The following is a 25409-nucleotide window of genomic DNA, read 5'->3' as shown; positions in this document are numbered from 1 at the left end:
CCTTCTACTTGCACTGCTCCAGCATGGCCGCCTTGTCGGCGGAGGTCACCGGCAGGGCGTACTTGAGGGCCACCTGGGCGAACCGCACGGCGTAGGAGCAGCGGATGTCGCGGCGGGGCGGCAGCCAGGTGGCCGGGCCCGAGTCGCTCTTGGAGCCGTTCGTGGAGCCGTCCACGGGGATCAGGTTGAGCGGGTCGTTGGCGATCTGCTTGCGCTTGCTCTCGCTCCACCGCGACGCGCCCATCTGCCAGTCGTACGACAGGGGCATGACGTGGTCGATCTGGACCTTCGCCGCCGCCGACTTGCTCCACTCGATGGTCTTGCCCGTGTACGGGTCGTAGATGGTCATGGAGACGATGACGCAGTTCGACCCGCTGCGATATTTGATGTCCCGGCCGTCCCGCTTGAGCAGGTCGTTGCGGGTGTCGCAGCCGTTGCGCCCCCACGGGACGTCGTCCACGTTGTCGGCCCAGGCGTAGCCGAACTTGTCGCGGTCGTAACCGGTCTTCGTCCCCCGGCCCTTCGTCGCCACCTTGTCGATCAGCGCGCGGGCCTTGGCCCGGTCCTTGTCCGAGGTGATCTCTTTCAGGCCGGGACCGGTGCCGTCGGGGTTGTCGAGCGGGTTGACCCCCTGCTCCGTCCCCGAGTCGCTCTTCCCGCCGCTGCCCTGGCCGGTGACGTCGCCGTCCAGTTCCGGCATCGGCCCGCAACCCGCCAGTACGGCCACCGCCACGGAGATCCCAGCGATCAACCGGATACCACGCCCGCCCACTGCCACCCCTAGGTAATGAAATATCCCTCCCAGGTATAGCAAAGTGCAAAAAAGTGGCAAAGGAGGCACGCACAAGAGTGTCGGGTTTCGTGATCTTCGCGTGACAGATCGCGCTCAGGACATGTGTGACACTTCCCCGAGTGGATCGCTCCGAGCGGTGCCCGGCCGTGCAGTCCCCGCGCCGCCGCGTGCGGCCGAGCCGCCTCAGGCGGCCGGCGGAGCATGGATCAGATCGGTGGATCAGGCCGGGATCCAGTCCTGCCAGACGATCCTGTTGGCGTCGACCCACTTCTTCGCGGCCGCCTCGGCGCTCATCTTGTTCACCGCGATGTCGTAGGCCACGGCGTTCTGGTCGCCGTTGGTCCAGCTCCAGTTCTTGATGAACTCGTACGCCTTACCGCCGGTCTTGGAGAACTTCACGCTGACGATCTTGTCGAGCAGGTACGGCGGATAGTCGCACGTGATCGTCTTGACGTTGTCGTCGCACCCGATGGCGTACGGCGGAAGGTTGATCTTGACGAGCTTCAGCTGGTTGAACAGCCACTGCGGCTCGTAGAAGTACATCAGCAGCGGGGTCTCGCTCTCGGTGGCCTTACGAGCCGCGGCGATCAGCGCCTCCTCGCTGCCGGAGTAGACCACCTTGTACGGCAGGCTCAGGTTCTTGATGAGCGCCTCGTCGTTGGTGACGAAGGACTTGTCGCCGGCCAGGTACTGACCCAGGCCGTCGCTCTTGTCGGTCTTGAACAGATCCTTGTGCTTGGCGAGGTTATGCCAGTCCGTGATGTCCGGATATTTCCGGACCATCCACTCGGGGACGTACCACCCGAGAACGCCCTTGTTGCCGTCCTCACCCGCAGTGATCGCGACCTTCTTGTCGTCGATGTACTCCTTCTTCAGCTCCGGGTGGTTCCAGTTCTCCAGAATGACGTCGACGGTGCCCTTCTCGAACCCCTTCCAGGAGTCCGCCTCGCCACTCTCGATCTTCTCGACCTTGTAGCCGAGCTCGTGCTCCAGGAGGTAGGCGACGACCGCGGCGCTGGCCTCGTAGCCGATCCAGGGGTTGACCGCGAGTCGCACGGTCTTCGTGCCGCCCCCGGCGCCTGCTCCGGCGGCGTCGTCCGAGCTCCCGCCACCGCAGGCGGTCACGGCCAGCGCGAGCGTCAGCGCGCCCGCAAGGAGACGAATCCTCATATCTGACCTCACCTGGTGTGATACGGGCGGCGAACGCGAGCGGCGGGGCCGCGGCGACACCGGCAGGGTATTCCACCGGCAGGCGGGAGCGGCCGCGATCCGTGAGGATCGCGGCCGGCGGTGCTCACGCCCCGGCGGGCGTGCGGAGTCGTGACGCTCAGATCACTTGGGTATCCAGGCCTGCCACTTGGCGGTGTTGGCCTCCACCCACTTCTTGGCCGCGTCCTCGGCCGACATGCCGTTGTTGGTGATGTCGTCGGCCACCACGCTCTGGTCGTCGTTCGTCCACTGGAAGTTCTTGACCAGCTCGTACGCCTTACCGCCGGTGTCGGCGAACTTCTTGCTCACGATCTTGTCGAGATCGTACGGCGGGTAGTCACAGGCGATCTTCTTGGGGTCGCTGTCGCATCCCTCGGTGTACGCGGGAAGGTTCACCCTGACCAGCTTGACCTGGTTGAACAGCCACTGCGGCTCGTAGAAGTACATGAGCAGCGGCTTCTTCTGCTCGGTCGCCTGCTTGGCGGCCTTTATCAGCGCGGCCTCGCTGCCCGCGTAGACCACCTTGTAGTCGAGCTTGAGGTTCTTGACCAGCGCCTCGTCGTTGGTGACGAAGGACGGGTCGCCGTCGAGAAGCTGGCCCTTGCCGTCCGACTCGGAGGTCTTGAACAGGTCGGCGTACTTGTTCAGGTTCTTGTAGTCGGTGATGTCGGGGTACTTCTGCGCCATCCACTCGGGCACGTACCAGCCGATGACGCCCTTGTTGCCGGTGCTGCCCGCCTCGACGGCGACGTTCTTCTCCTCGATGTACGTCTTCTTGAGGTCCGGGTGGCCCCAGTTCTCGATGACGACGTCGACGTCGCCCGACTCCATGCCCTGCCAGGACGGCTCCTCCGCGAGCGTCACCTTCTCCACCTTGTAGCCGAGCTCGTGCTCCAGCAGGTACGACACCACGGCGGCGCTGGCCTCGTAGCCGACCCAGCCGTTTATGGCGATCTTGACAGTGCCGCCCGCGGACGCGCCCGCGGAGCCCGCGGCGCTCGCGCTCGGCGCGGCCGCGGAGTCGTCCTCGACCTTGGCGCCTCCCCAGGCGGCCGCGCTGAGGCCGAGAACGAGAACCCCTGCGATCAGGCGTAACTTCTACATGCGTTCCTCTTCTTGTCGGGAGAACGGCGCCCGTTGGCGCCTTGCGTGATCCGGTCGAGCATGACTCCGAGGAGGACCAGGGCGACGCCGGCCGCGAGGCCCTTGCCGTAGTCCTCCTGCTGCGCGAATCCGGCCACGACGTCGTATCCGAGAGCCCCCGCGCCCACCAGCGCGCCGATCACCACCATCGCCAGCGTCATGACGATGCCCTGGTTCGCCGCGAGCAGCAGCGAGCCGCGCGCCATCGGCAGCTGGACCTTCCACAGCAGTTGCCGGTCGGTGGAGCCCGCGGACCTCGCCGCCTCCATGACGGTCCCGGGGACCGCCCGCAGGCCGTCCTCGACGAGGCGGGCGACCACCGGCACCGCGTAGATGAAGGAGGCCGTGATCGCGGTGAAGCGGCCGTTGTCGAACAGGGCCACGGCGGGCAGCAGGTAGGCGAACGACGGCATCGTCTGCGCGGCGTCCAGGAGCGGGCGCAGCCCGGCGGCGAACCGCCGCGACCGCGCCGCCGCCACACCGAGCGCGAGCCCGGCGGCGATCGTGATCACCGAGGCGACCAGCACCATCGTCAGCGTCTCCACGGCGTGCTCCCACAGCCGCAGCGCGGCGACGTCGACGAGGCAGACGGCGGCGGTCAGGGCGGGGCCCGGGCCGCTCACCCGCCAGGCGAACGCCAGCACCGCCGCCGTGACCAGCCACCAGGGAGCGCTGGTCAGCACGTCCTGCAGCGGGTTGAGCAGGCCGTACGCCACCACGTCGTTGAGGAAGCCGGTGAAGGCGTACCAGTGGGCCTCAATCCAGTCGGCCACGTCGTTGATCGGCCGGACGATCTGCACCTGCCACCGCTCGGGGAAATCCTGCGCGAGCGCGGGGGTCAGGGCGAGCCCGGCCGCCGTCAGGACGGCGAACCCGCCCCAGCGGACGGCCCTCGCCCGGGTTCCGCCCTCGCGCCGCCGTCCGCGTCATGCAGTCGAGCACGATGGCGAGGCCGGGCACCAGCGCGGCGCCCACGTTGACCCGGGCGAGCGCGCGGAGCAGGTCCTCGCCGAGCCCGGGTGCGGCGATCAGCGCCGTCAGCGGCACCATCGACAGCGCCGCGGCGATGGTCTGGTTGACGCCCAGCATGATCGTGTTGAGCGCCAGCGGCAGGCGGACCTTGCGCAGCGTCTGCCAGCCGGTCGCACCCAGCGACTCCGACGCCTCCACCGTCACACCGGAGACCCGCTGGATGGCCAGCGCCGTGATCCTGATCGCCGGCGGCATCGCGTAGATCGTCGTGGCGATCGTCGCCGACGCCGGGCCGATGAGGAACAGCAGCACCATCGGCGACAGGTACGAGAACGTCGGCATGATCTGCATGACGTCGAGCACCGGGGTCACGATCCGGCGTACGCGGGGCGAGCGACCGGCCCAGATCCCCAGCGGGATGCCGAACAGCAGCGACAGCACCACCGCCGACAGGGTCAGCGCGAGCGTCTCGACGCTCGCCTCCCAGAACCCGAGAACGCCGACGCCGGCGAAGCCCGCGAGCGAGACGAGCGCGATCCGCCACCCGCCGGCCAGCCAGCCGAGCCCGGCGGCCAGCCCGAGGAGACCTGGCCATCCCAGCGCGACCAGAGCGGCCTGGATCCCCTCGTAGACACGGGCGGCGCCCAGGCGGAGGTAATTGACGACGTACAGGAAGATCGGACTGTTGTTGCGGTAGGCGTCGACCCAGTCGCGGGCGTCGTTGAGCCAGTGGAACAGGGTGGCGTCGTCGTCATGCGGCAGCACGGCCTTGCCGCGGAACGCCACGTAGAGGGCCACCACCGCGACGACCCCGGCGACCGGAGCGACCCAGCGCGGCAGGCGCCGGACCCGCATGGGGGCCTGCACGGGCGGTGCCATCCGAACAGGCGCGCTCACCGCACGGCCTCGGTCCCGGGCCGCACCGCGCCGAGAATGTCCACCCGGCTCACCACACCGGCCAGTTCGCCGTCGGCGACGACCCGGATGGGCCGGTCGGACGCCATCGCTGCCGGAACCGCGTCGTGGATGATGGTGTCGGCGGGCAGCTCGGGCCCGTCGAGCGGCTCGGCCGGCTCGGGAGTGCGGCAGATCCAGCGCAGCGACAGCACCTGCGCTCTGGGGACGTCGCGCACGAAGTCGGCCACGTAGTCGTCGGCGGGCGCTCCGACGAGTTCCTCGGGGGTGCCGACCTGCACGATCGCGCCCGCCCGCATGATGGCGATGCGCTCGCCGAGTTTGAGCGCCTCGGACAGGTCGTGGGTGATGAAGACCATGGTCTTGCCGACCTCGCGGTGCAGCCGGATGACCTCGGCCTGCATGTCGCGGCGGATCAGCGGGTCGAGTGCGCTGAACGGCTCGTCGAACAGCAGCACCTCGGGGTCGACGGCGAGAGCCCGGGCCAGCCCGACCCGTTGCTGCATGCCGCCGGACAACTGCTCCGGATAGGAGTCCTCGTGGCCCTCCAGCCCGACCAGCGACAGGATGCGCCGGGCCTTCTCGTGCCGCTCGGACTTCCCGACGCCCTGAATCTGACGGATCCTTGTTTGACAACAGGTCTGAGGCTAGGGACCCGCTGCCCCCTTATGGCGAAAAATGCTGCCTAATAGCCATATCGTGACCGTCCGGTGATCTTTCACCTCAAGGGTCACGGATGGTGAGGACGCGGCGGCAATGGGTGAAACCGGCCCGTTCGGCGGGCGACCGTCAGGTGGCGAGGATTCCCCCGTCGACCGGGATGACCGCCCCGGTGACATACGAACCGGCGTCGGAGGCGAGGAAGACGGCGGCCGCGACGAGTTCCTCCGGGGCGCCCGAGCGCTTCATGAGGACGCGTTGCTCCCGCATGCGGTCGAGGTAGCCGTCGGGATACCGCGCGGTCATCTCGGAGTCGAAGAAACCCGGCTCCAGGCAGTTGACCCGGATGCCCAGGCGCGAGGTCCACTGCTGGGCGAGGTCGCGGGTGAGTCCGGCGACGGCGGCCTTCGAGGCGCTGTAGGCCGCCTGCGGCAGGCCGGCCGTGGTCTCGCCGAGCACGCTGCCGATGTTGACGATCGACGAGCCCGGGCGCATGACGCGGGCGCAGGCCTGGGCCATCCAGTAGGTGCCGTGCAGGTTGACGTCGAGCACCCGGCGAAACTCCCCGGGCGTCTCACGCAGGGCGGGCACGGCCGTGCCGACGCCCGCGTTGTTGATCAGCACGTCCACACGGCCGAACTCGCGCATGGCCGCGTCGACGAGGGCCTGGCACTCCTCGGGGACCGACACGTCGGTCCGGACCGCGAGGCAGCGGCGGCCGGTCTCCTCGACCAGCCGCCGTGTCCGCTCCAGGCCCTCCGGGCGGCGGGCCCCGATCACCACGTCGGCGCCCGCCTCGGCGAGGCCCCTGGCGAAGGCGACACCGAGCCCCGACGAGGCTCCGGTCACGACGGCCACTCTGCCGTCGAGCCGGAACCGATCCAGGATCACACCCGCCCCTTAGCTTGCGTCAGAGGCCGTATTCCTTGGAGATGCGCTCGTGCCGCTCGGCCTCGATGCCGACCTCGCGGGCCAGGTCGAGCCACGCCAGCGGGTGGGACCACTGCTCGGTGACGTCGTCGAGAACGGCGTCCAGCTCCGCCGGCCGCACGGTGGGCGGGATCGCGATCCAGCCGAACACCCCGGGAAGCTGCTCGCCGGTGGCCGGGTGCGTGACGCGGTAGTTCTCCTCGCTGTAGACCCACATCGGCCAGCCGCGCTCGGCGAGGACCTCGTTGAACTCGGCCCACTCGTCCTCCGACGGCGCCGCGCCGTCGAAGAACCAGCTCGTGTAGCCGCCCGGACGCAGCATCGTCACCCCGGCGAACGGGATCACGAAGCTCTCCCGCTCCTGCTCGTTCTCCGGGATGGGCTCGAGCGGCCGGGGGTCGATCACGACCACGTCGCCCGCGTTGTACTCCATCCCGCGCGGCTGCGGGATCGCCAGGCGCGCGGTGGCCGGTCCGGTCCGTACGGCGAGCACCTCCCGCTGGCTGCCGTCGGGGGCGGGGAGGATCACCCGGACCAGGTGCCACTCCTCCTCGATCGGGCCCTCGCCGGGCTCGATCGGCATGCCGAGCTTGGCGCCGGCGGCCCGTACGGTCGCCCAGTCCTCCACGGCGGTGGACAGGACGATGAGCCGCCAGACGTCCTCCTCCTCGCTCTCGCCTGAGTCGAGCAGCGGCTTGAGGATCTCGGCGGCCTTGGCGTTGTCGCCGAGCTGCTGGACGGCGCCGGACCACAGGCGGCGCGCCTCCAGTCCGCCGTCGTGGGCCACCGCCTGCTCGGCCTCGGCCGCCGTCTCCTCCCACCGCTCGCGCGCACGGTGCAGCCGGGCGAGCGTGAGGTGCGAACGGGTCTCCGGCAGCCGGGCCGCCAGGGTCTCCACCCGCTCGTCCTGCCTGGCCTCGATGAGCAGGCCGGTGAGGTAGGAGAGGTCCTCGTCGCCGGCGGCTGCCGGATCGCCGTCCTCGGCGACCGTCTTCCAGTAGAGGTCGGCGCCCACGGGGGCATAGCCCAGGAACCCGAGCGTCGTCGTGTGACGCCGCGTGGCCTCGAGGTCCGTGCCGGACAACGGCCACAGCCAGCCCACCCACCGCTCGGGGTCGGCGGTGCGGCCGTCGGCGGCGTCGAAGTAGGCCACCAGCTCGTCGCGGGGGCCGGGCGGCGGCAGTTCCTCGGCGTCGGCGGCGGCGCGCAGCTCGGCCACGCGCTCGGCCAGCCCCTCGGTCACACGCAGGTCGGCGAGCACGGCCTCCGCGTAGTCGGCCAGCAGGCGGGCCTGCCACAGGCCCTGCCGGGCGACCGCGAGGTGCCCGGCCGTCAGCGCGAGCTCGAACCGGGCGCGGTGGCCGCCCACGTTCTCGAAGTAGGTCATCCACTGACGCAGGATGCGGCCGAGCTGCCAGGTGTTGGCGATCGAGCCGCCCGAGGCGAGCATGCGGACGGTGTGCGCCCACTCCACCCACTCACGCGCGTGGTCGCCCACCACGTCGAGGTCGGGCAGCGCGTCCACGGCCTCCTGCATCCGGCCGAGCGCGGCCAGCACCTGCGAGCGGAGCAGGGCCTCGCGGCGGCCCTTCGCGACCGGGTCGTCCGGCTTGAATTCGGTCGAGGCGTCGAGCGCGGTCAGCGCGTCCTCCGGGCGTCCGGCGGCGAGCAGGGCCCGCGCGGAGGCGGCGCCCAGCTCCCAGCTCGCCTCGCGGCCCGCGCCGCGCAGGCGCTCGACCGCCGCCTCCGCGTACGCGACGGCCTCGGCCGCCTGACCCGCGTCCATCAGGGCCGCGACGTACTGCGTGGCTAGGCCGGGGAAGGCGAGGGAGTCCGGGGTCACCCCGTCGAGCGCGGTGTTGAGGGCGGCCAGCCGGATCTCGGCGTAGCCGGGACCGTCGGCGTTGGCCTGAGTCATCGTCAGAAGCTCCACGGCGCCGGGCGCGGCGGGGCAGTCGCGGACGTCGTCGCGCTGGGCGAAGTCCACCAGCGAGGCGGCGTCGTCGAGCGCGACCGCGCCCATCGCCCGGTCGCCCACCCGCCCGAGCAGGTGCCAGTATCGCGCGAAGAACTCCAGCCACGGCTTCTCGAGCGACCCGGCGTGCTGTGCGATCGCGGGCGCCACGACGTCGAGCTGGGCGAAACGGCCCTCCAGCGCCTGCGCGGGCACGTCGCCCAGCGCCATGGCCAGCCCCGTGTTGCCCGCCTCGTGCAGTTCACGCTGGGTGCCACCCACCCAAGCCCAGATGTCCACGTCCATGAGCAGTCAGTCTGCCAGGTCGCCGACCATGACCCAAACAGCACGCCGCCCAAACGGCACACCGGCCGAACCGCGGGGCGGCCGGAACGACGGGCCGGCTCAGCGGCGCGCCGGCCCCGGACGGCGGCCGGCCTGCGGAGCGGGCGCGCGTCAGCGCGCGCGGGCCACCTGGGACGCCTTACGGAGCAGGCCGCACAGCTCGGCGAGCTCCGCCGGGCCGAGCAGCGCGTACGCCCGGGCGACGAGGTCGTCGGTGAGTTCCTCCGCCCCGGCCCTGCGCTCCGCCGCCTCCGCCGAGGGCACCGGGTACGGCTCGGGCCAGGCCAGGAAGCGGGCGACGTCGGAGGCCCGGTCGTACGGAATGGGCGTTCCGGTGCCGCCCGCGCCGACGAGGGTGGCCTCCAGCGCGCCGACGCCGCACGCGACCACGGCCGTCGCGTGCCGGGCACCGCGCAGTTCCCGTACGACGTGCAGCAGGTGGGCCGCCAGGGCGGGGCCGCCGTCCGGCCGCGGCATGGCCCGCCAGCCGGCGAACAGCGGCGCGCAGAACGGGTCCGCGCCGTCGGCGACGGCGGCGAGCAGCTCGGCCAGCCGGTCGGCGTCCTCCAGCCCGGCGAGCTTGCGCCGCCCCCAGTCGTGGCACGCCCCGGCGTAGAGCGCGGCGGCCTCCTCGGCGGGGAGCTTGCGCCCGCCCTCCCACGATTCTCGGACGTGCCCGGCGGGGAAGAAGACGACAGCCGCGAGCACGACGTCCGCGTCCACCTCGCCGAGTACCCCGCACCTGCCCCGGAAGTACATCTCCCGTGGGCCGAGGCCGTGGCGCTCGCACAGCGCCTTGACCTCCCGCGAGAGCATGAAACCCCCGCCGAGGGCTCCGACGGCCGCCTTCGTCTCCACCACCGCGTCACGCGGGTTCATACGCCCTCCTCGGTCTACTTGTCAGACTCAGGGTGGCGGACAGAACAAAGTTCCGCAAGTCTCTGAAAGGATCAGAGGACGGCGGGCCACTCCCCCGAGGCGACGAGGACGGCGGGCCCGGCCAGGTAGCTCGTGTCCTCGTCCAGAGTGACGGTGACCGTGCCGCCGAGGACCCGGACCTCCCACGTGCCGACGGTCTCACCGGCGGCGTGGGCGGCGGCGACGGCCGTCGCGACGGCCCCGGTGCCGCACGAGCGCGTCTCCCCCGAGCCCCGCTCGTGCACCCGCATGGACACCGTGTGGTCGCCCACGGCGTTGAACACTTCGACGTTCACGCCCTCCGGGTAGACCTCCCGGTCGAACTCCGGCTCCCGTCCGAGGTCGAACCCGGCCACCGGCTCCTCCACGGCACAGGCCAGGTGAGGGTTGCCCATGTTCACGTTGAGGCCGCGGCACTCGCGTCCGTCGACGACCGCGCGGCTCTCCCCGAGCACCCGCGGCCTGCCCATCTCCACGGTGACGTCGCCCGTCGCGCCGAGCCGTACGCGCTTGAGGCCCCCGCGGGTGGCGACGGCGAACTCGCCGGGCGCCGCGAGACCCGCCTCCACGAGGTAGCGGGCGAAGACCCGGACGCCGTTGCCGCACATCTCGGCGACGCTGCCGTCCGCGTTGCGGTAGTCCATGAACCACTCGGCCTCACCGGCCTGCGCGGCGGCCTCCGGGCAGAGCTTGGCGCGCACGACGCGGAGCACCCCGTCGGCGCCGACGCCCGCGCGCCGGTCGCACAGCGCCGCGACGTCCCTCGCGGACAGGTCCAGCGTGGCGTCGGCGTCCGGCAGGATGACGAAGTCGTTCTCGGTGCCGTGGCCCTTCACAAAGCGCATGAGACAAGTCTAGGAGGCGCCGGTGATCACGCCGATCGCGCGGTCGGCCAGGTCGGGGGCGTCGAACGGCAGCCACACCACCCGGGGGTCGCGGCGGAACCACGACTCCTGCCGCCGGGCGAACCTGCGGGTGGCGCGCACCGTCTCCTCCCGCGCCTGCTCCTCGGTCCACTCGCCGCTCAGGAAGCGCAGGACCTGCGCGTACCCGAGCGCCCGGCCGGCGGTCCTGCCCTCTGCGAGGCCCCGCGCGGCGAGCGCGCGCACCTCGTCCACCAGCCCGGCCTCCCACATGCGGCCGACCCGAAGCTCGATCCGCTCGTCCAGGACCGGCCGCGGCACCTCGACGCCGATCTGCGCGCTGTCGTAGACCGCGTCGTACGACGGCATGGTGGCGGAGAACGGCCGGCCGGTCAGCTCGATGACCTCCAGGGCACGGACGATCCTGCGGCCGTTGCTCGGCAGGATGTTCTCCGCGGCCACCGGGTCGAGGCCCTTGAGCCGTTCGTACATCGGCGCCGGGCCCGTCTCGGCGAGCTCCTTCTCCAGCCGGGCCCGCACGTCCGGGTCGGTGCCCGGGAACTCCAGGTCGTCGATCGCGGCGCGGACGTAGAGCCCGGAGCCGCCCGCCAGCACGGGCACCCGGCCGCGGGAGCGCAGGTCCTCGATCAGGGGGCGGACGAGCCGCTGATACTCGGCGACGCTGGCCGTCCGCGTCACCGGCCAGATGTCCAGCAGGTGATGGGGGACGCCGCGCCGCTCGGCGGAGGAGAGCTTGGCGGTGCCGATGTCCATGCCCTCGTAGAGCTGCATGGAGTCGGTGTTGATCACCTCGCCGCCCAGACGGAGCGCGAGCTCGACGGCCAGGTCGGACTTTCCCGCCGCGGTCGCGCCGACGACGGCGATCACAGGTAGCTGCCCCACACCGTCCAGTGTCCCAGCGACGGGGAGGTCACATGTCCCAGTCGAGGGTGGGGGGCAGGTGACCTTCGAGGGTGAGCAGCCACCGCTTGGACTCCACGCCGTCGCCGCCGCTGAAACCGCCGAGCCCGTTGCTCGCGACGACCCGGTGACACGGCACGATGATCGGGATCGGGTTGCCGCCCATGATCGAGCCGATGGCCCGAGCCGGGACCCCCGTGCCGCTGCGCGCCGCCAGCTCCCCGTACGTCACCACCTCGCCGTACGGGACGTCGGCGAACAACGTGCCGAGGACCTGCCGCTGCAGCGGCGACATGAGCCGCCAGTCGATCGGGACGCGGAACTCCTTCAGCTCGCCCCGGAAGTACGCCGCCAGCTCCTCACGGACGGCGGCCGTACGGGCGGGGTCGTCGGCGGCGGCCATCCCGAGACGATCGGCGATGCGTCTCCTGAGCCTGGGGTCGTCCCGGAAGTGCGTCGCGGCGACCCCGTCCTCGGTGACGGCGGCGAGCACGTCGCCCAGCCGGGTCGGTACGGTCGCGAACGCCACGCTGCTGTCCATGCCTCCCATTCTGCGCCTGATCTGGCGAGGTCCGGCCGGTCAGCCGGCGCACGCGCCCGATGTGCGCGACCGCACGTCGAGGCGCCGGCGAGGGGCGCTCCACTCGCGGCCGGCCGGTCCAGGTGACGGTAGGGTGATCGGGTGCTGGTCGCCGCTGCCGTCTGCCCGCATCCTCCGCTGCTCGTCCCGCAGGTCGCCGGGGCGGCCGCACCCGAACTCGACGACCTGCGCGCCGCCTGCGCCGCGGCGGTCGGCTCGCTCCTGAACGCCCGCCCCGATGTGCTGGCCGTGACCGGCGGCGCGGAGGTCTTCGCGTCCTTCCCCGATGACGCGGCGGGGACGCTGCGTCCGTGGGGCCCCGACGTCCGGGTCGGCCCGGGAGACCCCGTCCTGCCCCTGTCGCTCACGATCGGCCGCTGGCTGCTCGAACGGCAGCACGACGTGGGACCGGACGCCGAGGTCACGCCCAAGCCGCCGTCCGGGCTGCCCGTCCTGCGGTTCGAGGCGGTGGGCTTCGACGCGTCGCCGGACGAGTGCGCCGCGCTGGGCGGCCGCCTGGCGGGATCGGCCGGGCGGGTGGCGCTGCTGGTCATGGGCGACGGCTCGGCCAGGCGCACCGAGAAGGCGCCCGGCTACGTGCATCCGGACGCCGTGCCGTACGACGGGCTGCTCGCCGCCGCGCTCGCCTCGGGTGACATCGGGCGTCTGCTGGACCTCGACCCGGGCGAGGCGCGGGAGCTGTGGGCGGCGGGCCGGGCGGCCCTCCAGGTCCTCGCGGGGGCCGCCCGGGACGCTCCGCCGCACACCGCCGACCTGCTGTACGACGACGCGCCGTACGGCGTCGGCTACTTCGTGGCCCGCTGGGCCTGGTAGTCCGCGCGCTTGGGCACGGGGACGCGCATGAGGTCGCGCGCCGTCACGACCTCCCCCGCGTAGGACTTGCGCACCTCGTCCACGAAGCGCGGCTCGTCCGCCGTCGTGTAGCGCTCGGAGAAGTGCGTGAGCACCAGGCGCCGCACCCCGCAGGCCGCCGCGATCTGCCCCGCCTGGGCCGCCGTCAGGTGCCCGTACTGCGCGGCCAACGCGCTCTCGTCCGACAGGAACGTCGATTCGATCACCAGCAGGTCGACGCCCTCGGCCAGGGCGAACGCCCCGTCGCACAGGCGGGTGTCCATCACGAAGGCGGCGCTCTGTCCCGGCCTGGGCGCGCTGCACTCGTCCAGCGTGACCGTCGATCCGTCCGGCATCGTCAGCGAGCCCCGCCGCTGGAGCTCCCCGACCATCGGCCCGCGTACGCCCCGCCTGGCCAGCTCCTCCGGCAGCATGCGGCGCCCGCCCGGCTCGTCCACGCGGTAGCCGTACGACTGGACGGGATGCGACAGCGGCCGCGCGGTCAGCGTCACGGGTCCAGACGGCCACCGGACCACCTCGCCGGAGACCGGCCGGGGGCTGATCACGTCGGTGTCGGCGAAGGCCGACGCGTTGCGCAGCCTGCGCCAGTAGATCTCGCCGCTCGCCGGGTAGGCCGCCCGCACCTCGTGGTTCACCTTGTCCCTGGCGATCCGCTGGATCACGCCGGGCACCCCGAGGCAGTGGTCGCCGTGGAAGTGGGTGACGCAGATCCAGGTCACGTCGTGCGCGCTCACGCCGGCGTGCAGCATCTGCCGCTGCGTGCCCTCCCCCGGGTCGAACAGGAACCCCTCGCCGTCCCAGCGCAGCAGGTAACCGTTGTGGTTGCGGTGACGGGTGGGCACCGCGCTCGAGGTGCCGAGGACGACCAGTTCACGAACGGACACACCGCCGATGCTAAGTCGTGCCCGGCGACCGGGCCCGCCGCGCCCGCCCCGGGCCCTCACGGACTTCGGACGGCAGGAGGGCCGGAACGACGGCCTCGCGGCGCTCCATCAGGTGCCTGAATGGCAGAACGCACGGATTTCGCCGTACAGGCCCGGCGTCGCCTGGCGGAAAATTCCCCCAATTCATGGTCGAGGTGGCGTATCTGGGACTCCCGGAAATCGGCGGAACCGCAGCTGAAACCGCCTATGTGGCGGGCAGACTGAGAAATCCGAGACACCGTACCGCCACATGAAAAGAACACGACCTTGCCGGATTTCTCCCCCACCCCACGGCACCGGCGCGAGGGCCATCCCGTCCTCGCCCTGACGGGCGTGATCGGCGTGACCGCCATCGCCGGGCTCGGCGTCGTGCTGGCCGTCCTGCCCGGGCAGGACCTCGCGCCCTCCATCGCCCGGCCGGTGGCCGCCGATCCGGCCACCGCGGCCAGGCCGGCACGTCCGGCGCCGGGATTCCCCGCCGCCGGTCCCTTCTTCTCACCGCCGGCCGCCCGGCGGACACCCGCACGCGAGCGGCCGGAAACCGAACCGGAACGCGCGGCGGAGCCGCGGGAAGAGACGACGGAAGAAGCGGTGACGCCGGAGGTCCCCGAACGGGAGCGGCCCGCGGGCGAGCGCGACGCGCTGCCGCCGGGGCACGAGAGCGGGGCCTCGCGCCCGCCCGGTCGCCGTCTCCCGGCGATGAACCCCTCGTCCCGATCGCGGCCGTCGTCACCGGTCTCGTCCGGTACGACGGGCCGCGTCAAGACGAGGGAGGCGGGCCGGTCACGACGTGCCCCGGACGCCCCGAGACCTGCCGCACGGGGCTCCGGAACCGGCGGCTCGGCCGCCGGCACCGCGGTGAAGGACACTACGGCGAAGGACACCGTGGCCAAGAACGCCGCGTCCAAGAACGCCGCGTCCAAGAACGCTGCGGCCAAGGACACGACGGCCCGGGACACGGGCACGCGGGACACGGCCGCGTCTCGCGCCGAGGCGGACGGCGCGGCGCACGCCCGGATCCAGGATCCCTGCCTGCGGTTCGACGACGATCTGCGGCGCGCCTACTGCTATGAGGTCCTGCGCCGCCTCACCCGATGATCCGGCCCAGTGACCCGGACCATCGATCCGCGAGGCCCCGAGGGGGGCGCCGGACCGGCGCCTCCTCTGCGCCGAGGCCGGGCGTCGTTCCCCCGGCGCGCGTCCGGCCGGGCGCTCGGCCAGCGGGCCGTCAGACCGCCGAGCAGGCGGGCGGCTCGGCGGGGAGCGGTGCCGGGCGGCCGATGGTGGGCATGCCCAGGCTGACCGCGTTGCCCCGCTGCGGGGCGGCCTGCCGGGCCTCCCAGGCGTCGCCCGCGCGCGTCCGCCGTACGGACAGGACCTTGTCGGCGACCAGGTGGTGCGGCGCGGCGTAGGTCACCTCGACCGTGACCATGTCACCGGGGCGCGCGTCGGCGGCGACATCGGACGCGGCGAGGTGGACGAGGCGGTTGTCGGCGGCGCGGCCGGACAGGCGGTGGGTGGCGTCGTCCTTGCGGCCCTCGCCCTCGGCGACCAGCACCTCCAGAGTGCGCCCCACCTGCTTCTTGTTCTCCTCCCAGGAGATCTCCTCCTGGAGGGCCACCAGGCGCTCGTACCGCTCCTGCACCACGGCCTTGGGCACCTGGTCCTCCATCGTCGCGGCCGGGGTGCCGGGCCGGATGGAGTACTGGAACGTGAACGCGTTGGCGAAGCGCGACTGCCGTACGACGTCGAGGGTCTGCTGGAAGTCCTCCTCGGTCTCACCGGGGAAGCCCACGATGATGTCGGTCGAGATCGCCGCGTCCGGCATCGCGGCCCGGACACGTTCGATGATCCCGAGGTAGCGCTCGGACCGGTACGACCTGCGCATGGCCTTGAGGACGCGGTCGGAGCCGGACTGCAGCGGCATGTGCAGCTGGTGCATCACGTTCGGCGTCTCGGCCATGGCGGCGATCACGTCGTCGGTGAAGGCGGCCGGGTGGGGCGAGGTGAAGCGGACCCGCTCCAGGCCCTCGATGTCCCCGCAGGCCCGCAGCAGCTTGCCGAACGCCAGCCGGTCGCCGAACTCCACGCCGTAGGTGTTGACGTTCTGCCCCAGCAGGGTGATCTCCAGGACGCCCTGGTCGACGAGGGTGCGCACCTCGTTGAGGATGTCGCCGGGGCGGCGGTCCTTCTCCTTGCCGCGCAGCGACGGCACGATGCAGAACGTGCAGGTGTTGTTGCACCCGACCGAGATCGCCACCCAGGCGGCGTACGCCGACTCACGGCGGCTCGGCAGCGTCGAGGGGAAGGTCTCCAGGGACTCCTTGATCTCGACCTGGGCCTCTTCGGCGATCCGGGCCCGCTCCAGCAGCACCGGCAGCGACCCGATGTTGTGGGTGCCGAAGACGACGTCCACCCAGGGGGCCCGGCGGACGATCTCGCCCTGGTCCTTCTGCGCCAGGCACCCGCCGACGGCGATCTGCATGCCCTCGCGGGCCATCTTGATCGGCCGCAGGTGGCCCAGGTTGCCGTAGAGCCGGTTGTCGGCGTTCTCCCGCACGGCACAGGTGTTGAACACGACGACGTCCGGCGTCTCCCCTTCGGCGGCGCGGACGTATCCCGCGTCCTCCAGGAGCCCGGAAAGCCGCTCGGAGTCGTGCACGTTCATCTGGCAGCCGTAGGTCCGCACCTCGTAGGTCCGGGTCGCGCCCTCGGCGCCCCGTGCCGCTGTCGCGCCTTCGGCGCCGCGTGCGGTCGCAGTCTCTGTGGTCGCAGTCATCGCACTACAAGGGTAGGCGCTTCCCCACCCCCACCCGTACGGAAACATCGTGCACTCACTCGAGCACGGAGAGCGACGATAGGGTACGACGACGAACGCGTGCGACACCGAGAACGGACCTATTGCTGAGAGGTGAGCCTCGATGGCGATGCCCGCACGATCCACGGAGGCGCCGATGCAGGCCCACGAGGCGCGGGCGGCCGGGAGCCCCTGGCGCGTCCCGGGCGAGCTCGGCGTCGAGGAGTGGTTCGAGCTCAACGCGCAGGCGGACGACGGCAGCCGCTACGAGCTCATCGACGGGAGTCTCATCGTGTCCCCCGCACCGCTCCCGATGCATCAGTGGATCGGCGACAACCTGCGCGCGGCCCTCCACGAGGCGGCCCCCGAGGAGTTGGTGGCGATCACCGCTGCCGGGTTGCTCCTCGACGGCAGGCCGGGGGTCATCCCGGTTGTCATGGTCGTCGACAGGCAGCCGATCCGCGAGGGCGCATCGGTCGTCCGGCCGGAGTGGGTGCGCCTGGTCGTGGAGATCGTCTCGCGCTCCACCACTATGACCGATCGAGTGGTGAAGCCCGCCAAGTACGCCGAGGCCGGCATTCCCTGTTTCTGGCGAGTCGAGACCCACCCCTTCCGCGGGCAGGCCGCCGATCGGCTCCCGGTGGTTTTCACGCATCGGCTCGACGAGGACGGCCAGTATCAGCTGACGCACCGGATCGGAGCGGGCGAGGCGGTCGCCGTCGCCGAGCCGTTCAAGGTGACCGTCGACCCCGAGGCGCTCGCCAAGGTGTGACGCCTGGGCGGGCCGCAGTGCCCCGTCCGGCTCGCGAGGCGCGGCGCGGCCCTCGAATGGGGACCACCTCATGCGAACGGTCAGCCGCCGGTTCCAGCAAACTTGCACGAAATGTCCTGGGACATTGTCCTGTTCGCCTGGGCATTTCGGTCGCTAGCCTGAGCCCACTCAGCGGTCGCGCCGGAGGCGCGTGGAGGAGGCGGGCGGTGCGGCGTACTGCGTGGGCGGTCTGCGCGCTCACCCTGCTCCTTGTCGCCGCGGCCCTGGTGCTCGGCCACCGCAACGGCGCCGGGCTGTTCGCCCAGAGTCACCTCATCTTCGTCGCCGTCTGCGGACTGGTCGGCGGCCTGATCACCGCCCGGCGTCCGGGCAACGCCGTCGGGTGGCTGATGGCGGCCTGCGGCCTGTGCTTCGCGGCACTGGACGCGACCGGGCACTACGCGCTGGCCGGGCTGCCGTTCGCGACTCCGATGGCCTGGCCGCAGACGTGGCTGTGGGTCCCCGCCAACCTGTCGGCCGCCGCCGTGCCGGCGTTCTTCCCGTCGGGACGGCCGCCGTCGCGCCGGTGGCGGGCGGCCCTGTGGACGCTCGCCGCGGTCGCCGCCGCGATGACCACGCTGAGCGCCCTGCTGCCCGGCCCCAGCCACCAGGTCGGCTGGGGCACACCGCTGCCGAACCCTCTCGGGGTGCCCGCGCTCGCCGTCGTCGCGCCGTTCGTCGAGCCGCTGACGACCGGGCTCATGGGCGCCCTGTTCGTGACGGGCGCGGCCGGTCTCGTTCGCCGGGCCGGACGCGGCGACGCCGGCGAACGGGAGCAGCTCAAGTGGCTCGGGTACGCCGCGGGGCTCGCCGGGCTGATCGTCGCGGGGCGGCTGGCCGCGGGCCTCGCCGACGGCGACCCCCGCTCCATCTGGCCCATCACCAGCCCGTTCTGGGAGCTGCTCGGCACGTTCGCGGCCTGCCTGCTTCCGGCCGCCGCCGCGGTGGCGGTGCTGCGGCACGGCCTGTTCGACATCGACCTCGTCATCAACCGCACGCTCGTCTACGTGCTGCTGTCGGCGTGCGTGTTCGGCGGCTACGTGCTCGCGGTCACCTATCTCGGCGCGGTGTTCCGCGCGGCGGGCGGGTTGCCGGTGTCGGTTGCCGCCGCCGGGGTGGTCGCCCTCGTCTTCGCGCCGCTGCGCGAGCGGCTGCAACGCGCCGTCAACCTCGTGATGTACGGCAGGCGGGACGATCCGTACGCGGCGCTGGCCCTGCTGGGCAGGCGCCTGGAGGAGGCGGCGGCGGAGCCGGAGGCGGTGCTCGCCGCGGCCGCCCGGTCGGTGGCGGAGGCGCTGCGCCTGCCGCACGCCGCGGTCGAGGTCGCCGGTGGACCGACTCACGCCTACGGCGTGCCCTCCCCCGGCGCTGTGCGGCTGCCGCTCGTGCACCGGGGCGAGCCGGTGGGCGACCTGGTCCTGTCCCCACGTCCGGGCGAGAGCGGGCTCGGCGCGAGGGACCGCCGGGTTCTCGCCGACCTCGCCCGGCAGACGGGGATCGCCGTACACGCCGTACGGCTGTCCACGGACCTGCGGCGCTCGCGCGAACGGCTGGTGACGGCGCGCGAGGAGGAGCGGCGGCGGCTGCGCCGCGACCTGCACGACGGCCTCGGGCCGACCCTGGCCGCGTTGACCATGCGGGCGGAGGCCGTGCAGGACATGGTGCGCGATCCGGACGCCCTGGCGATGCTCGAAGAGATCATGACCGACGCCCGCACGGCGATGGCCGACGTGCGGACGCTGGTGGAGGGGCTGCGGCCGCCGGCCCTCGACACGCTGGGCCTGGCCGGGGCGATCAGGTCGCACGCGGCCCGGCTGCCCGGCGTCGAGGTCGACGTCGAGATCGAGGAGACCCTCCCGGCGCTGCCCGCGGCCGTGGAGGTGGCGGCCTACCGGATCGCCGCCGAGGCGCTGGCGAACGCGCGCCGCCATGCGGGGGCCGGACGAGTGCGCGTACGGCTCGGCATGACCGGCGGCGCGCTGGAAGTGGAGATCGCCGACGAGGGCGGCGAGCCTCACGCGGCCTCAGGCCCGGCGCCCGCCCGGCCCGGGGTCGGCACGGCCTCCATGCGCGAGCGTGCCGCCGAGCTCGGCGGCACCTGTGTGATCGGCCCGCGGCCCGGTGGCGGGACGCGGGTGCTGGCCCGCCTTCCGGCCCTGAACACGGCACACGACCCGGCCCCGGAGATGGCCGGGATCACGGCCCCGGACACAGCCGGTGCCACGGTGTGGGACACGAGACGGGAGGCGGGCGATGGAGCCGATCCGCGTGCTGCTGGTTGACGACCACGCGGCGTTCCGCGCGGGGCTGCGCGCGCTTCTTCGGCCGGTTGAGGAGATGGAGGTCGCCGACGAGGCGGCCAGCGGCGAGCAGGCCCTCGCCCTGCTCCCCCGCGTGCAACCCGACGTCGTGCTGATGGACCTCGCGATGCCGGGCATGGGCGGGGTGGCCGCGACCGAGCGGATCACGAGGGACAACCCGCACGTGCGGGTCCTCGTCCTCAGCATGGCGGACGACGACGACGCGGTTTTCGCGGCACTGCGCGCGGGGGCACGCGGGTACGTGCTCAAGGGCGCGCGGCGGGCCGAACTCGTACGGGCGATCCTGGCCGTGGCGGAGGGCGAGGCGATCTTCGGCCCCGCCCTCGCCGGACGGCTGATGGGCTACTTCTCCGGCCTCGGCGGGAAACCGGAGCCGAGCTTTCCCGAGCTCACCCCGCGCGAGCGGGAGATCCTCGGTCTGGTCGCGGGCCACCTGACGAACGTGCAGATCGCGGCCCGGCTCGGGCTGAGCCAGAAGACCGTGCGCAACCACGTGTCCAGCATCTTCGCGAAGCTGCGCGTGGCCGACCGGGCCGCGGCGATCATGCGGGCCAGAGAGTCGGGTCTCTAGGTCAGACGGCCCGCCAGTCCTTCACGGGCATGCGCAGGACCTTCAGGGCGACCGTGCCGAACGCCGCGAGGTGGAACAGCGACCCGATGGCCTGAACGGCCGGCGGCTGCTCGATCGTGAGAAACGGTCCGCAGGTGCCCGCGAGCGCCGCCACCGGGACCCACCACGGCGCCCGCCGCACCGCCGCCAGGCCCGTCAGCAGCACCAGCAGACCAGCGTGGAGGAGGAAGCCCGGCAGGAGGACGCCGTACACGAAGCCGCCGAGCGCGCCGGCCACCTCGGTCACCCGGGCGGCCGGGGCGTCCGGAAGGCTGAGCGCCAGCGCCAGGTCGTAGAAGTCGGTCATGAACAGACAGGCGGCGGTGACCGCGCCGGCCAGGCCGACGGCCGCGCCGATGTTGCCGGTACGCGGCGCGCGCCGGCGCAGCAGATGGGCGAGCCCGAGGACCACCGGGACCAGGCAGACGGTCGCCCACTGGAACAGCAGCGCGCTGGCCTGCACCTGCACCGGACTCGCGCGGAACACCGCGGGATCGTGCTCGGTGCCCGGGGGCGAGGTCAGGAAGGCCAGGCCCAGCAGGACGGGCCACGCCAGCATGGCGGCGCCCGCGACGGTCTTACGGAACAGGTCAGGATTTTTCAGCATCTGCGCTCCTGGACGACGAGAGATCGGCAGGAGCCAACCGGGACCGCGTCCCGGGCCACATGGGCCGGCCGTAGGGGTGGGCCGGGAGCGATGTCCTGAGCAGCCAGGATGTGACCGATTCGGTACCGGGACGTTAGTGACTTGGTCGTCTTGACACCCCTACGTTTGATGACCATGACGGAGAACAGTGGTGCCGCCCCGCTTGTCAGGCTGGAGGGAGTCAACAAGCATTTCGGTCCGCTGCACGTGCTCAGGGACATCGACCTGAACGTGGGCCGGGGCGAGGTGGTCGTGATCATCGGCCCGTCCGGTAGCGGCAAGTCGACGCTGTGCCGGGTGATCAACCGGCTGGAGACCATCGACAGCGGGGCCATCGTCTTCGACGGTCAGGAGGTGCCCGCGGAGGGTAGGGCCCTCGCCCGCCTGCGGTCCGAGGTGGGAATGGTCTTCCAATCCTTCAACCTGTTCTCCCACAAGACGATCCTGGAGAACGTCACGCTCGGCCCGACCAGGGTGCGCAAGGTCTCCCGGCAGCAGGCCGAGCAGCGGGGCATGGAGCTGCTCGAACGGGTCGGCATCGCCTCGCAGGCGAGCAAGTACCCCGCCCAGTTGTCCGGAGGCCAGCAGCAGCGCGCGGCCATCGCCCGCGCGCTGGCCATGGACCCCAAGATGATCCTTTTCGACGAGCCCACCTCGGCCCTCGACCCCGAGATGGTCCAGGAGGTGCTCGACGTGATGACCGGTTTGGCCAGGGACGGCATGACGATGATGGTCGTCACCCACGAGATGGGCTTCGCCCGCAGGGCGGCCAACCGGGTCGTCTTCATGGCCGACGGCCAGATCGTCGAGGAGGGCGAGCCCTCGGAGTTCTTCACCCAGCCGAGCACCGAGCGCGCCCGCGACTTCCTCTCCAAGATTCTCACCCACTGATTCCCGCTCACAACAAGCTCCACAAAAGCGAAAGGTGACACGGATGCGATTCGGAGCCGGCCTGCTTGCGCTCGCCGCCCTGGCCACCGGCCTGACGGCCTGCGGTAACTCCGGGGCGGACTCGATCGTCGACAAGGCGAAGAACGACAAGAAGCTCGTCGTCGGCATCAAGATCGACCAGCCGGGCTGGGGTCTGAAGAAGCCCGACGGCGGCTACGGCGGGTTCGACGTCGACGTGGCGAAGTACGTCGCCAAGGAACTCGGCGTGCCGGAGAGCGGGATCACGTTCAAGGAGGCCCAGTCGGCCAACCGCGAGCCGTTCATCCAGCAGGGCCAGGTGGACATGGTCATCGCGACCTACTCCATCACCGACGAGCGGAAGAAGAAGATCTCCTTCGCCGGGCCCTACCTGGTGACCGGCCAGGACATCCTCGTCCGCGCCGACGACACCTCGATCACCGGGGTCGACTCGCTGAAGGACAAGAAGGTCTGCGGCGCGCAGGGCTCCTCGTCGCCGAAGCGGCTCGCCGACAAGTTCGGCCCCGACTGGGAGTCGAAGAACCTCACCCAGCAGCAGGGGTACGGCGCCTGCCTGCCACTGCTGGAGAACAAGCAGGTCGACGCGATCTCCACGGACGCGACGATCCTCGCCGGGTTCGCCGCCCAGCGCCCCGGCAAGTTCAAGCTGGTCGGCCAGCCGTTCAGCGAGGAGAAGTACGGCATCGGCATCAAGATGGACGACAAGGCCGGCCGCGACGCGATCAACACCGCCATCGAGAAGTTCTTCAACGACGGCAGCTGGCGCAAGGCCCTCGACGCCAACCTCGGCGAGTTCGGCAAGTACTTCACGACGCCGCCGTCCGTCGAGCGGTACTAGGACGGCGCGGAAGCGGCACTGAGAGGAGGCCGGCGGTGGAGGCCGTCGTCGACGAGCTTCCCGTCATCCTCGGCGCGTTCTGGCTGACGGTGAAGCTCACGGTGGTCAGCGGGGTCATCTCGCTGGTCTGGGGGATCGTGCTGGCGGCCATGCGCGTCAGTCCGCTGCCGGTGCTGAGAGGGGCGGGCGCGCTGTACGTCAACGTGCTGCGCAACACGCCCCTCACATTGATCATCGTGTTCTGCGGGCTCGGCCTGGGCACGGTGATGAACGTCCAGTTCTCCCGGGACGACCTGTCGCTCAACAGCTTCTGGCTGTCGATCATCGGGTTGTCGGCCTACACCTCCGCCTTCGTGTGCGAGGTCGTACGGTCCGGGATCAACACCGTGCCGCTCGGGCAGGCGGAGGCGGCCCGGGCGATCGGGCTGACGTTCCTGCAGACGCTCCGCCTGGTGATCCTCCCCCAGGCGGTGCGCACGGTCATCGCGCCGCTCGGCAGCCTGCTGAACGCGCTGGTCAAGAACACGACGGTCGCGGCCGCGATCGGCGTCATGGAGGCGGCGCTGCGGATGAAGAACCTGTTCGACGCCCACGGAGACGCGGTCATCCCCGTCTTCCTCGGCTTCGCCGCCGGGTTCGTCGTGCTGACCCTCCCCATGAACCTCCTGGCCGGGCGGCTGGCCCGGCGTCTGGCGGTGGCCCGATGACCGATCGTGCCACCGTCCTCTACGACGTCCCGGGCCCGCGGGCCCGGCTGCGCAACAACGCGCTGACCCTCGCGTTCGGCGTCGTCCTGCTGCTGGTCGCGTACTTCGTGTGGACCAAGTTCAGCGAGAAGGGCCAGTGGAACGGCGAGCTGTGGCAGCCGTTCCTGCGGGCCGACACCTGGACCGAGCTGATCCTGCCCGGGCTGCTCAACACGCTGGCCGCCGCCGCGGTCGCCGCGGTGCTCGCGCTGCTGTTCGGGGCCGTGTTCGGCATCGCGCGCCTGTCGGACCACCGCTGGGTGCGCATCCCGGCCGCGGTGGTCGTCGAGGCCTTCCGCGCGGTCCCGGTGCTCATGCTGATCTTCTTCGCGCAGTACGGCGGAAGCCTCGCCGGCATGGTCGTGACCGAGTTCGCGGCCGTGGTCTTCGGTCTCACCGTCTACAACGGGTCGGTCCTGGCCGAGATCGTGCGCGCCGGCATCCTCGCCGTGCCGCGCGGCCAGGCCGAGGCGGGACACGCCATGGGCCTGCGCAAGAACCAGGTGATGCGGCTGATCCTGCTGCCGCAGGCGGTCACCGCGATGATGCCCGCGATCGTGAGTCAGCTCGTGGTGCTGCTCAAGGACACCGCGCTCGGATTCGTCGTGGCGTACGCCGACCTGCTGAACGCGGGTGCCCGCGTGGTGCCGGCCAACTACGCCAACCTGATCCCTTCGGTCATCGTCATCGCGGCCGTCTACATCGCGATCAACCTGGCGCTCGGCTACCTCGCCACCTGGCTGGAACGGCGCAGCAGGCGCAGCCGCAAGGTCGCGGCCGACCCCGCCGCCGCCGAGGCGGCCGCGGGCGGCGAGGTCGCGCTGATGCGCTGACCGGTGACCCGTGCGGCTCGCGGGTAAACGGATCTTTGCCGTGTCGCTGCTGGCGGGAGGACGCGCGCGACCTCGATATTGAGCGCGTGTGGCGTGGCGTTGCCGTGGTCGGCGTCCTGGCGGCCGCGTTCCTGTCCGGTGGATGCGGGAACGACGGCACGCTGGTCATCGCCGTGCGCTCCGGGCAGCCGGGTCTGGTCACCCGGCTCCCCGACGGGCGCTACAGCGGCTTCGACATCGAGGTCGCGCAGTACGTCGCCCGGGTGCTCGGCTACCGCGACGACCAGGTCGTCTACACACTCGACCCCGCGCGGGCCGATCTCGTCGTCGGCGCCACCGGCCCGCCCGGTTCCCGCTTCGTCGCCGGCCCCTACCTCGTGACCAGCACCGACATCCTGGTCCGGAACGGCGACCTGTCCATCCGCCGCCCGCGCGACCTCACCCGCAAGCGCGTCTGCGCCACCCGGGAGTCCGCCGAGCCACTCGTGAAGAGGTTCGGCGACCGCTGGCGGCGGTTCTTCCTCGCCGAGGCGAACCTGCCGGCGGCCTGTGCGCCGCTGCTGGCCTCCGGCCGGACCGACGCGATCGTGGCCGACGCCCCCGTGCTCGCCGGGCTGTCGGCGCAGTATCCCGGCAGGTTCCGCTTCAGCGGCAGGCCCCTGGCCACCGAGAAGTACGGCATCGCCGCCGGGACGCCCGCGCTGCGCGACCAGGTCGAGGAGGCGCTGCGCCGGATGTTCGAGGACGGCACCTGGAAACGGACGGTCATCGACCAGCTCGGCGCGCTCGCGACCCGCTACACCGCTCCCCCACCCCTCGACCAGGTGTACTGACCACAGAGGTCAGGCACGGGGCGTCGCGGTACAACCGCGCCGTTC

The 25409-nt window shown here is 71.8% G+C and carries 24 protein-coding genes and 1 pseudogene; 10 read left to right on the top strand and 15 right to left on the bottom strand.

Features of this window, described 5'->3' with window-relative positions:
* Positions 1-4: 4 nt before the first annotated feature.
* From ACQPZZ_RS12110 to ACQPZZ_RS12055, 12 genes and pseudogenes are all read right to left on the bottom strand, one after another.
* The gene (locus tag ACQPZZ_RS12110; protein WP_432931619.1) at positions 5-751 is read right to left on the bottom strand and encodes an HNH endonuclease family protein; all 747 of its coding nucleotides are present in this window, start codon (positions 749-751) and stop codon (positions 5-7) included.
* A 261-nt stretch (positions 752-1012) separates the two neighbouring features.
* Positions 1013-1963, bottom strand: coding sequence for an ABC transporter substrate-binding protein (locus ACQPZZ_RS12105; protein WP_432931617.1), 951 nt, complete (start codon positions 1961-1963; stop codon positions 1013-1015).
* 162 nt (positions 1964-2125) lie between these two features.
* Complete coding sequence (locus tag ACQPZZ_RS12100) at positions 2126-2956, bottom strand: ABC transporter substrate-binding protein (protein ID WP_432934357.1); 831 nt, start codon at positions 2954-2956, stop codon at positions 2126-2128.
* Between the two features lie 131 nt (positions 2957-3087).
* Entirely contained in the window at positions 3088-3945 is an 858-nt protein-coding gene (locus ACQPZZ_RS12095; RefSeq protein WP_432931615.1) for an ABC transporter permease, read from the bottom strand.
* Positions 3902-4996, bottom strand: coding sequence for an ABC transporter permease (locus ACQPZZ_RS12090; RefSeq protein WP_432931613.1), 1095 nt, complete (start codon positions 4994-4996; stop codon positions 3902-3904). The genes ACQPZZ_RS12095 and ACQPZZ_RS12090 overlap by 44 nt, the downstream gene beginning before the upstream one ends.
* 14 nt (positions 4997-5010) lie before the next feature.
* Positions 5011-5649, bottom strand: a pseudogene (locus ACQPZZ_RS12085) (ATP-binding cassette domain-containing protein); the annotation flags it as partial.
* A 172-nt stretch (positions 5650-5821) separates the two neighbouring features.
* Positions 5822-6583: an SDR family NAD(P)-dependent oxidoreductase gene (locus ACQPZZ_RS12080; RefSeq protein WP_363646509.1), complete on the bottom strand. Its 762-nt coding sequence runs from the start codon at positions 6581-6583 to the stop codon at positions 5822-5824.
* A gap of 19 nt (positions 6584-6602) precedes the next feature.
* Positions 6603-8882: a tetratricopeptide repeat protein gene (locus ACQPZZ_RS12075; protein WP_432931611.1), complete on the bottom strand. Its 2280-nt coding sequence runs from the start codon at positions 8880-8882 to the stop codon at positions 6603-6605.
* Between the two features lie 150 nt (positions 8883-9032).
* On the bottom strand, positions 9033-9800 hold the full coding sequence (locus ACQPZZ_RS12070; RefSeq protein WP_432931609.1) for an SCO6745 family protein: 768 nt from the start codon (positions 9798-9800) through the stop codon (positions 9033-9035).
* 71 nt (positions 9801-9871) lie between these two features.
* A complete protein-coding gene (gene dapF / locus ACQPZZ_RS12065) occupies positions 9872-10684 on the bottom strand; it encodes a diaminopimelate epimerase (RefSeq protein ID WP_432931607.1) in 813 nt (270 codons plus the stop codon).
* A gap of 9 nt (positions 10685-10693) precedes the next feature.
* Complete coding sequence (gene miaA / locus ACQPZZ_RS12060) at positions 10694-11605, bottom strand: tRNA (adenosine(37)-N6)-dimethylallyltransferase MiaA (protein ID WP_363646513.1); 912 nt, start codon at positions 11603-11605, stop codon at positions 10694-10696.
* A 28-nt stretch (positions 11606-11633) separates the two neighbouring features.
* Complete coding sequence (locus ACQPZZ_RS12055; protein WP_432931605.1) at positions 11634-12164, bottom strand: methylated-DNA--[protein]-cysteine S-methyltransferase; 531 nt, start codon at positions 12162-12164, stop codon at positions 11634-11636.
* Between the two features lie 141 nt (positions 12165-12305).
* Here ACQPZZ_RS12055 and ACQPZZ_RS12050 point away from each other — a divergent pair, with 141 nt between their 5' ends.
* Positions 12306-13037: a class III extradiol dioxygenase subunit B-like domain-containing protein gene (locus ACQPZZ_RS12050; RefSeq protein ID WP_432931603.1), complete on the top strand. Its 732-nt coding sequence runs from the start codon at positions 12306-12308 to the stop codon at positions 13035-13037.
* On the opposite strand, the gene ACQPZZ_RS12045 is transcribed toward ACQPZZ_RS12050, so the two are convergent.
* Positions 13010-13960 (bottom strand): ribonuclease Z, encoded by a 951-nt coding sequence (locus tag ACQPZZ_RS12045; RefSeq protein ID WP_432931601.1) that lies wholly within the window; start codon positions 13958-13960, stop codon positions 13010-13012. The genes ACQPZZ_RS12050 and ACQPZZ_RS12045 overlap by 28 nt on opposite strands.
* A 306-nt stretch (positions 13961-14266) precedes the next feature.
* On the opposite strand from ACQPZZ_RS12045, the gene ACQPZZ_RS12040 reads away from it, so the two are divergent.
* Positions 14267-15097, top strand: coding sequence for a hypothetical protein (locus ACQPZZ_RS12040; protein WP_432931599.1), 831 nt, complete (start codon positions 14267-14269; stop codon positions 15095-15097).
* A gap of 130 nt (positions 15098-15227) precedes the next feature.
* Here ACQPZZ_RS12040 and miaB read toward each other — a convergent pair whose 3' ends face one another.
* Complete coding sequence (gene miaB, locus ACQPZZ_RS12035; protein WP_363646546.1) at positions 15228-16688, bottom strand: tRNA (N6-isopentenyl adenosine(37)-C2)-methylthiotransferase MiaB; 1461 nt, start codon at positions 16686-16688, stop codon at positions 15228-15230.
* Positions 16689-16926: 238 nt separating this feature from the next.
* Here miaB and ACQPZZ_RS12030 point away from each other — a divergent pair, with 238 nt between their 5' ends.
* The 3 genes from ACQPZZ_RS12030 (at position 16927) to ACQPZZ_RS12020 (ending at position 20499) form a co-directional block, all read left to right on the top strand.
* Complete coding sequence (locus ACQPZZ_RS12030) at positions 16927-17568, top strand: Uma2 family endonuclease (protein WP_432931597.1); 642 nt, start codon at positions 16927-16929, stop codon at positions 17566-17568.
* Between the two features lie 206 nt (positions 17569-17774).
* Positions 17775-19889 carry a sensor histidine kinase gene (locus ACQPZZ_RS12025; protein WP_432931595.1) on the top strand — a complete coding sequence of 705 codons (2115 nt, stop codon included), beginning with the start codon at positions 17775-17777 and terminating at the stop codon, positions 19887-19889.
* Complete coding sequence (locus tag ACQPZZ_RS12020) at positions 19861-20499, top strand: response regulator transcription factor (protein ID WP_363646520.1); 639 nt, start codon at positions 19861-19863, stop codon at positions 20497-20499. The genes ACQPZZ_RS12025 and ACQPZZ_RS12020 overlap by 29 nt, the downstream gene beginning before the upstream one ends.
* 1 nt (position 20500) lies before the next feature.
* Here the strand turns inward: ACQPZZ_RS12020 and ACQPZZ_RS12015 are convergent, their stop codons facing one another.
* The gene (locus ACQPZZ_RS12015) at positions 20501-21145 is read right to left on the bottom strand and encodes a hypothetical protein (RefSeq protein ID WP_432931592.1); all 645 of its coding nucleotides are present in this window, start codon (positions 21143-21145) and stop codon (positions 20501-20503) included.
* A gap of 168 nt (positions 21146-21313) precedes the next feature.
* Here ACQPZZ_RS12015 and ACQPZZ_RS12010 point away from each other — a divergent pair, with 168 nt between their 5' ends.
* From ACQPZZ_RS12010 to ACQPZZ_RS11990, 5 genes are all read left to right on the top strand, one after another.
* Entirely contained in the window at positions 21314-22075 is a 762-nt protein-coding gene (locus ACQPZZ_RS12010; protein ID WP_432931590.1) for an amino acid ABC transporter ATP-binding protein, read from the top strand.
* A gap of 43 nt (positions 22076-22118) precedes the next feature.
* Complete coding sequence (locus ACQPZZ_RS12005) at positions 22119-22952, top strand: glutamate ABC transporter substrate-binding protein (protein ID WP_432931588.1); 834 nt, start codon at positions 22119-22121, stop codon at positions 22950-22952.
* Between the two features lie 35 nt (positions 22953-22987).
* Positions 22988-23659, top strand: coding sequence for an amino acid ABC transporter permease (locus tag ACQPZZ_RS12000; RefSeq protein ID WP_363646524.1), 672 nt, complete (start codon positions 22988-22990; stop codon positions 23657-23659).
* Positions 23656-24531, top strand: a complete 876-nt coding sequence (locus ACQPZZ_RS11995) for an amino acid ABC transporter permease (RefSeq protein ID WP_432931586.1) — start codon at positions 23656-23658, stop codon at positions 24529-24531. Before ACQPZZ_RS12000 ends, ACQPZZ_RS11995 begins: the two co-directional genes overlap by 4 nt.
* Positions 24532-24617: 86 nt before the next feature.
* Positions 24618-25364 carry a transporter substrate-binding domain-containing protein gene (locus tag ACQPZZ_RS11990; protein WP_363646526.1) on the top strand — a complete coding sequence of 249 codons (747 nt, stop codon included), beginning with the start codon at positions 24618-24620 and terminating at the stop codon, positions 25362-25364.
* The last annotated feature ends 45 nt before the right edge of the window (positions 25365-25409 follow it).

The organism is Microbispora sp. CA-135349 (assembly GCF_050947365.1).
Lineage (GTDB): Bacteria > Actinomycetota > Actinomycetes > Streptosporangiales > Streptosporangiaceae > Microbispora.
The sequence above is the reverse complement of the archived record's forward strand: the minus strand, read 5'-3'. Positions and strand labels throughout refer to the sequence as shown.

Bases quoted from the DNA above. Each gene is read 5' to 3' on its own strand.
- dapF (WP_432931607.1), bottom strand. From the start codon at position 10,684: ATGCGCTTTGTGAAGGGCCACGGCACCGAGAACGACTTCGTCATCCTG.
- ACQPZZ_RS12015 (WP_432931592.1), bottom strand. From the start codon at position 21,145: ATGCTGAAAAATCCTGACCTGTTCCGTAAGACCGTCGCGGGCGCCGCC.
- ACQPZZ_RS12090 (WP_432931613.1), bottom strand. From the start codon at position 4,996: ATGGCACCGCCCGTGCAGGCCCCCATGCGGGTCCGGCGCCTGCCGCGC.
- ACQPZZ_RS12075 (WP_432931611.1), bottom strand. From the start codon at position 8,882: ATGGACGTGGACATCTGGGCTTGGGTGGGTGGCACCCAGCGTGAACTG.
- ACQPZZ_RS12010 (WP_432931590.1), top strand. From the start codon at position 21,314: ATGACCATGACGGAGAACAGTGGTGCCGCCCCGCTTGTCAGGCTGGAG.
- ACQPZZ_RS11995 (WP_432931586.1), top strand. From the start codon at position 23,656: ATGACCGATCGTGCCACCGTCCTCTACGACGTCCCGGGCCCGCGGGCC.
- ACQPZZ_RS12005 (WP_432931588.1), top strand. From the start codon at position 22,119: ATGCGATTCGGAGCCGGCCTGCTTGCGCTCGCCGCCCTGGCCACCGGC.
- ACQPZZ_RS12105 (WP_432931617.1), bottom strand. From the start codon at position 1,963: ATGAGGATTCGTCTCCTTGCGGGCGCGCTGACGCTCGCGCTGGCCGTG.
- ACQPZZ_RS12070 (WP_432931609.1), bottom strand. From the start codon at position 9,800: ATGAACCCGCGTGACGCGGTGGTGGAGACGAAGGCGGCCGTCGGAGCC.
- ACQPZZ_RS12020 (WP_363646520.1), top strand. From the start codon at position 19,861: ATGGAGCCGATCCGCGTGCTGCTGGTTGACGACCACGCGGCGTTCCGC.
- ACQPZZ_RS12030 (WP_432931597.1), top strand. From the start codon at position 16,927: ATGCCCGCACGATCCACGGAGGCGCCGATGCAGGCCCACGAGGCGCGG.
- ACQPZZ_RS12055 (WP_432931605.1), bottom strand. From the start codon at position 12,164: ATGGACAGCAGCGTGGCGTTCGCGACCGTACCGACCCGGCTGGGCGAC.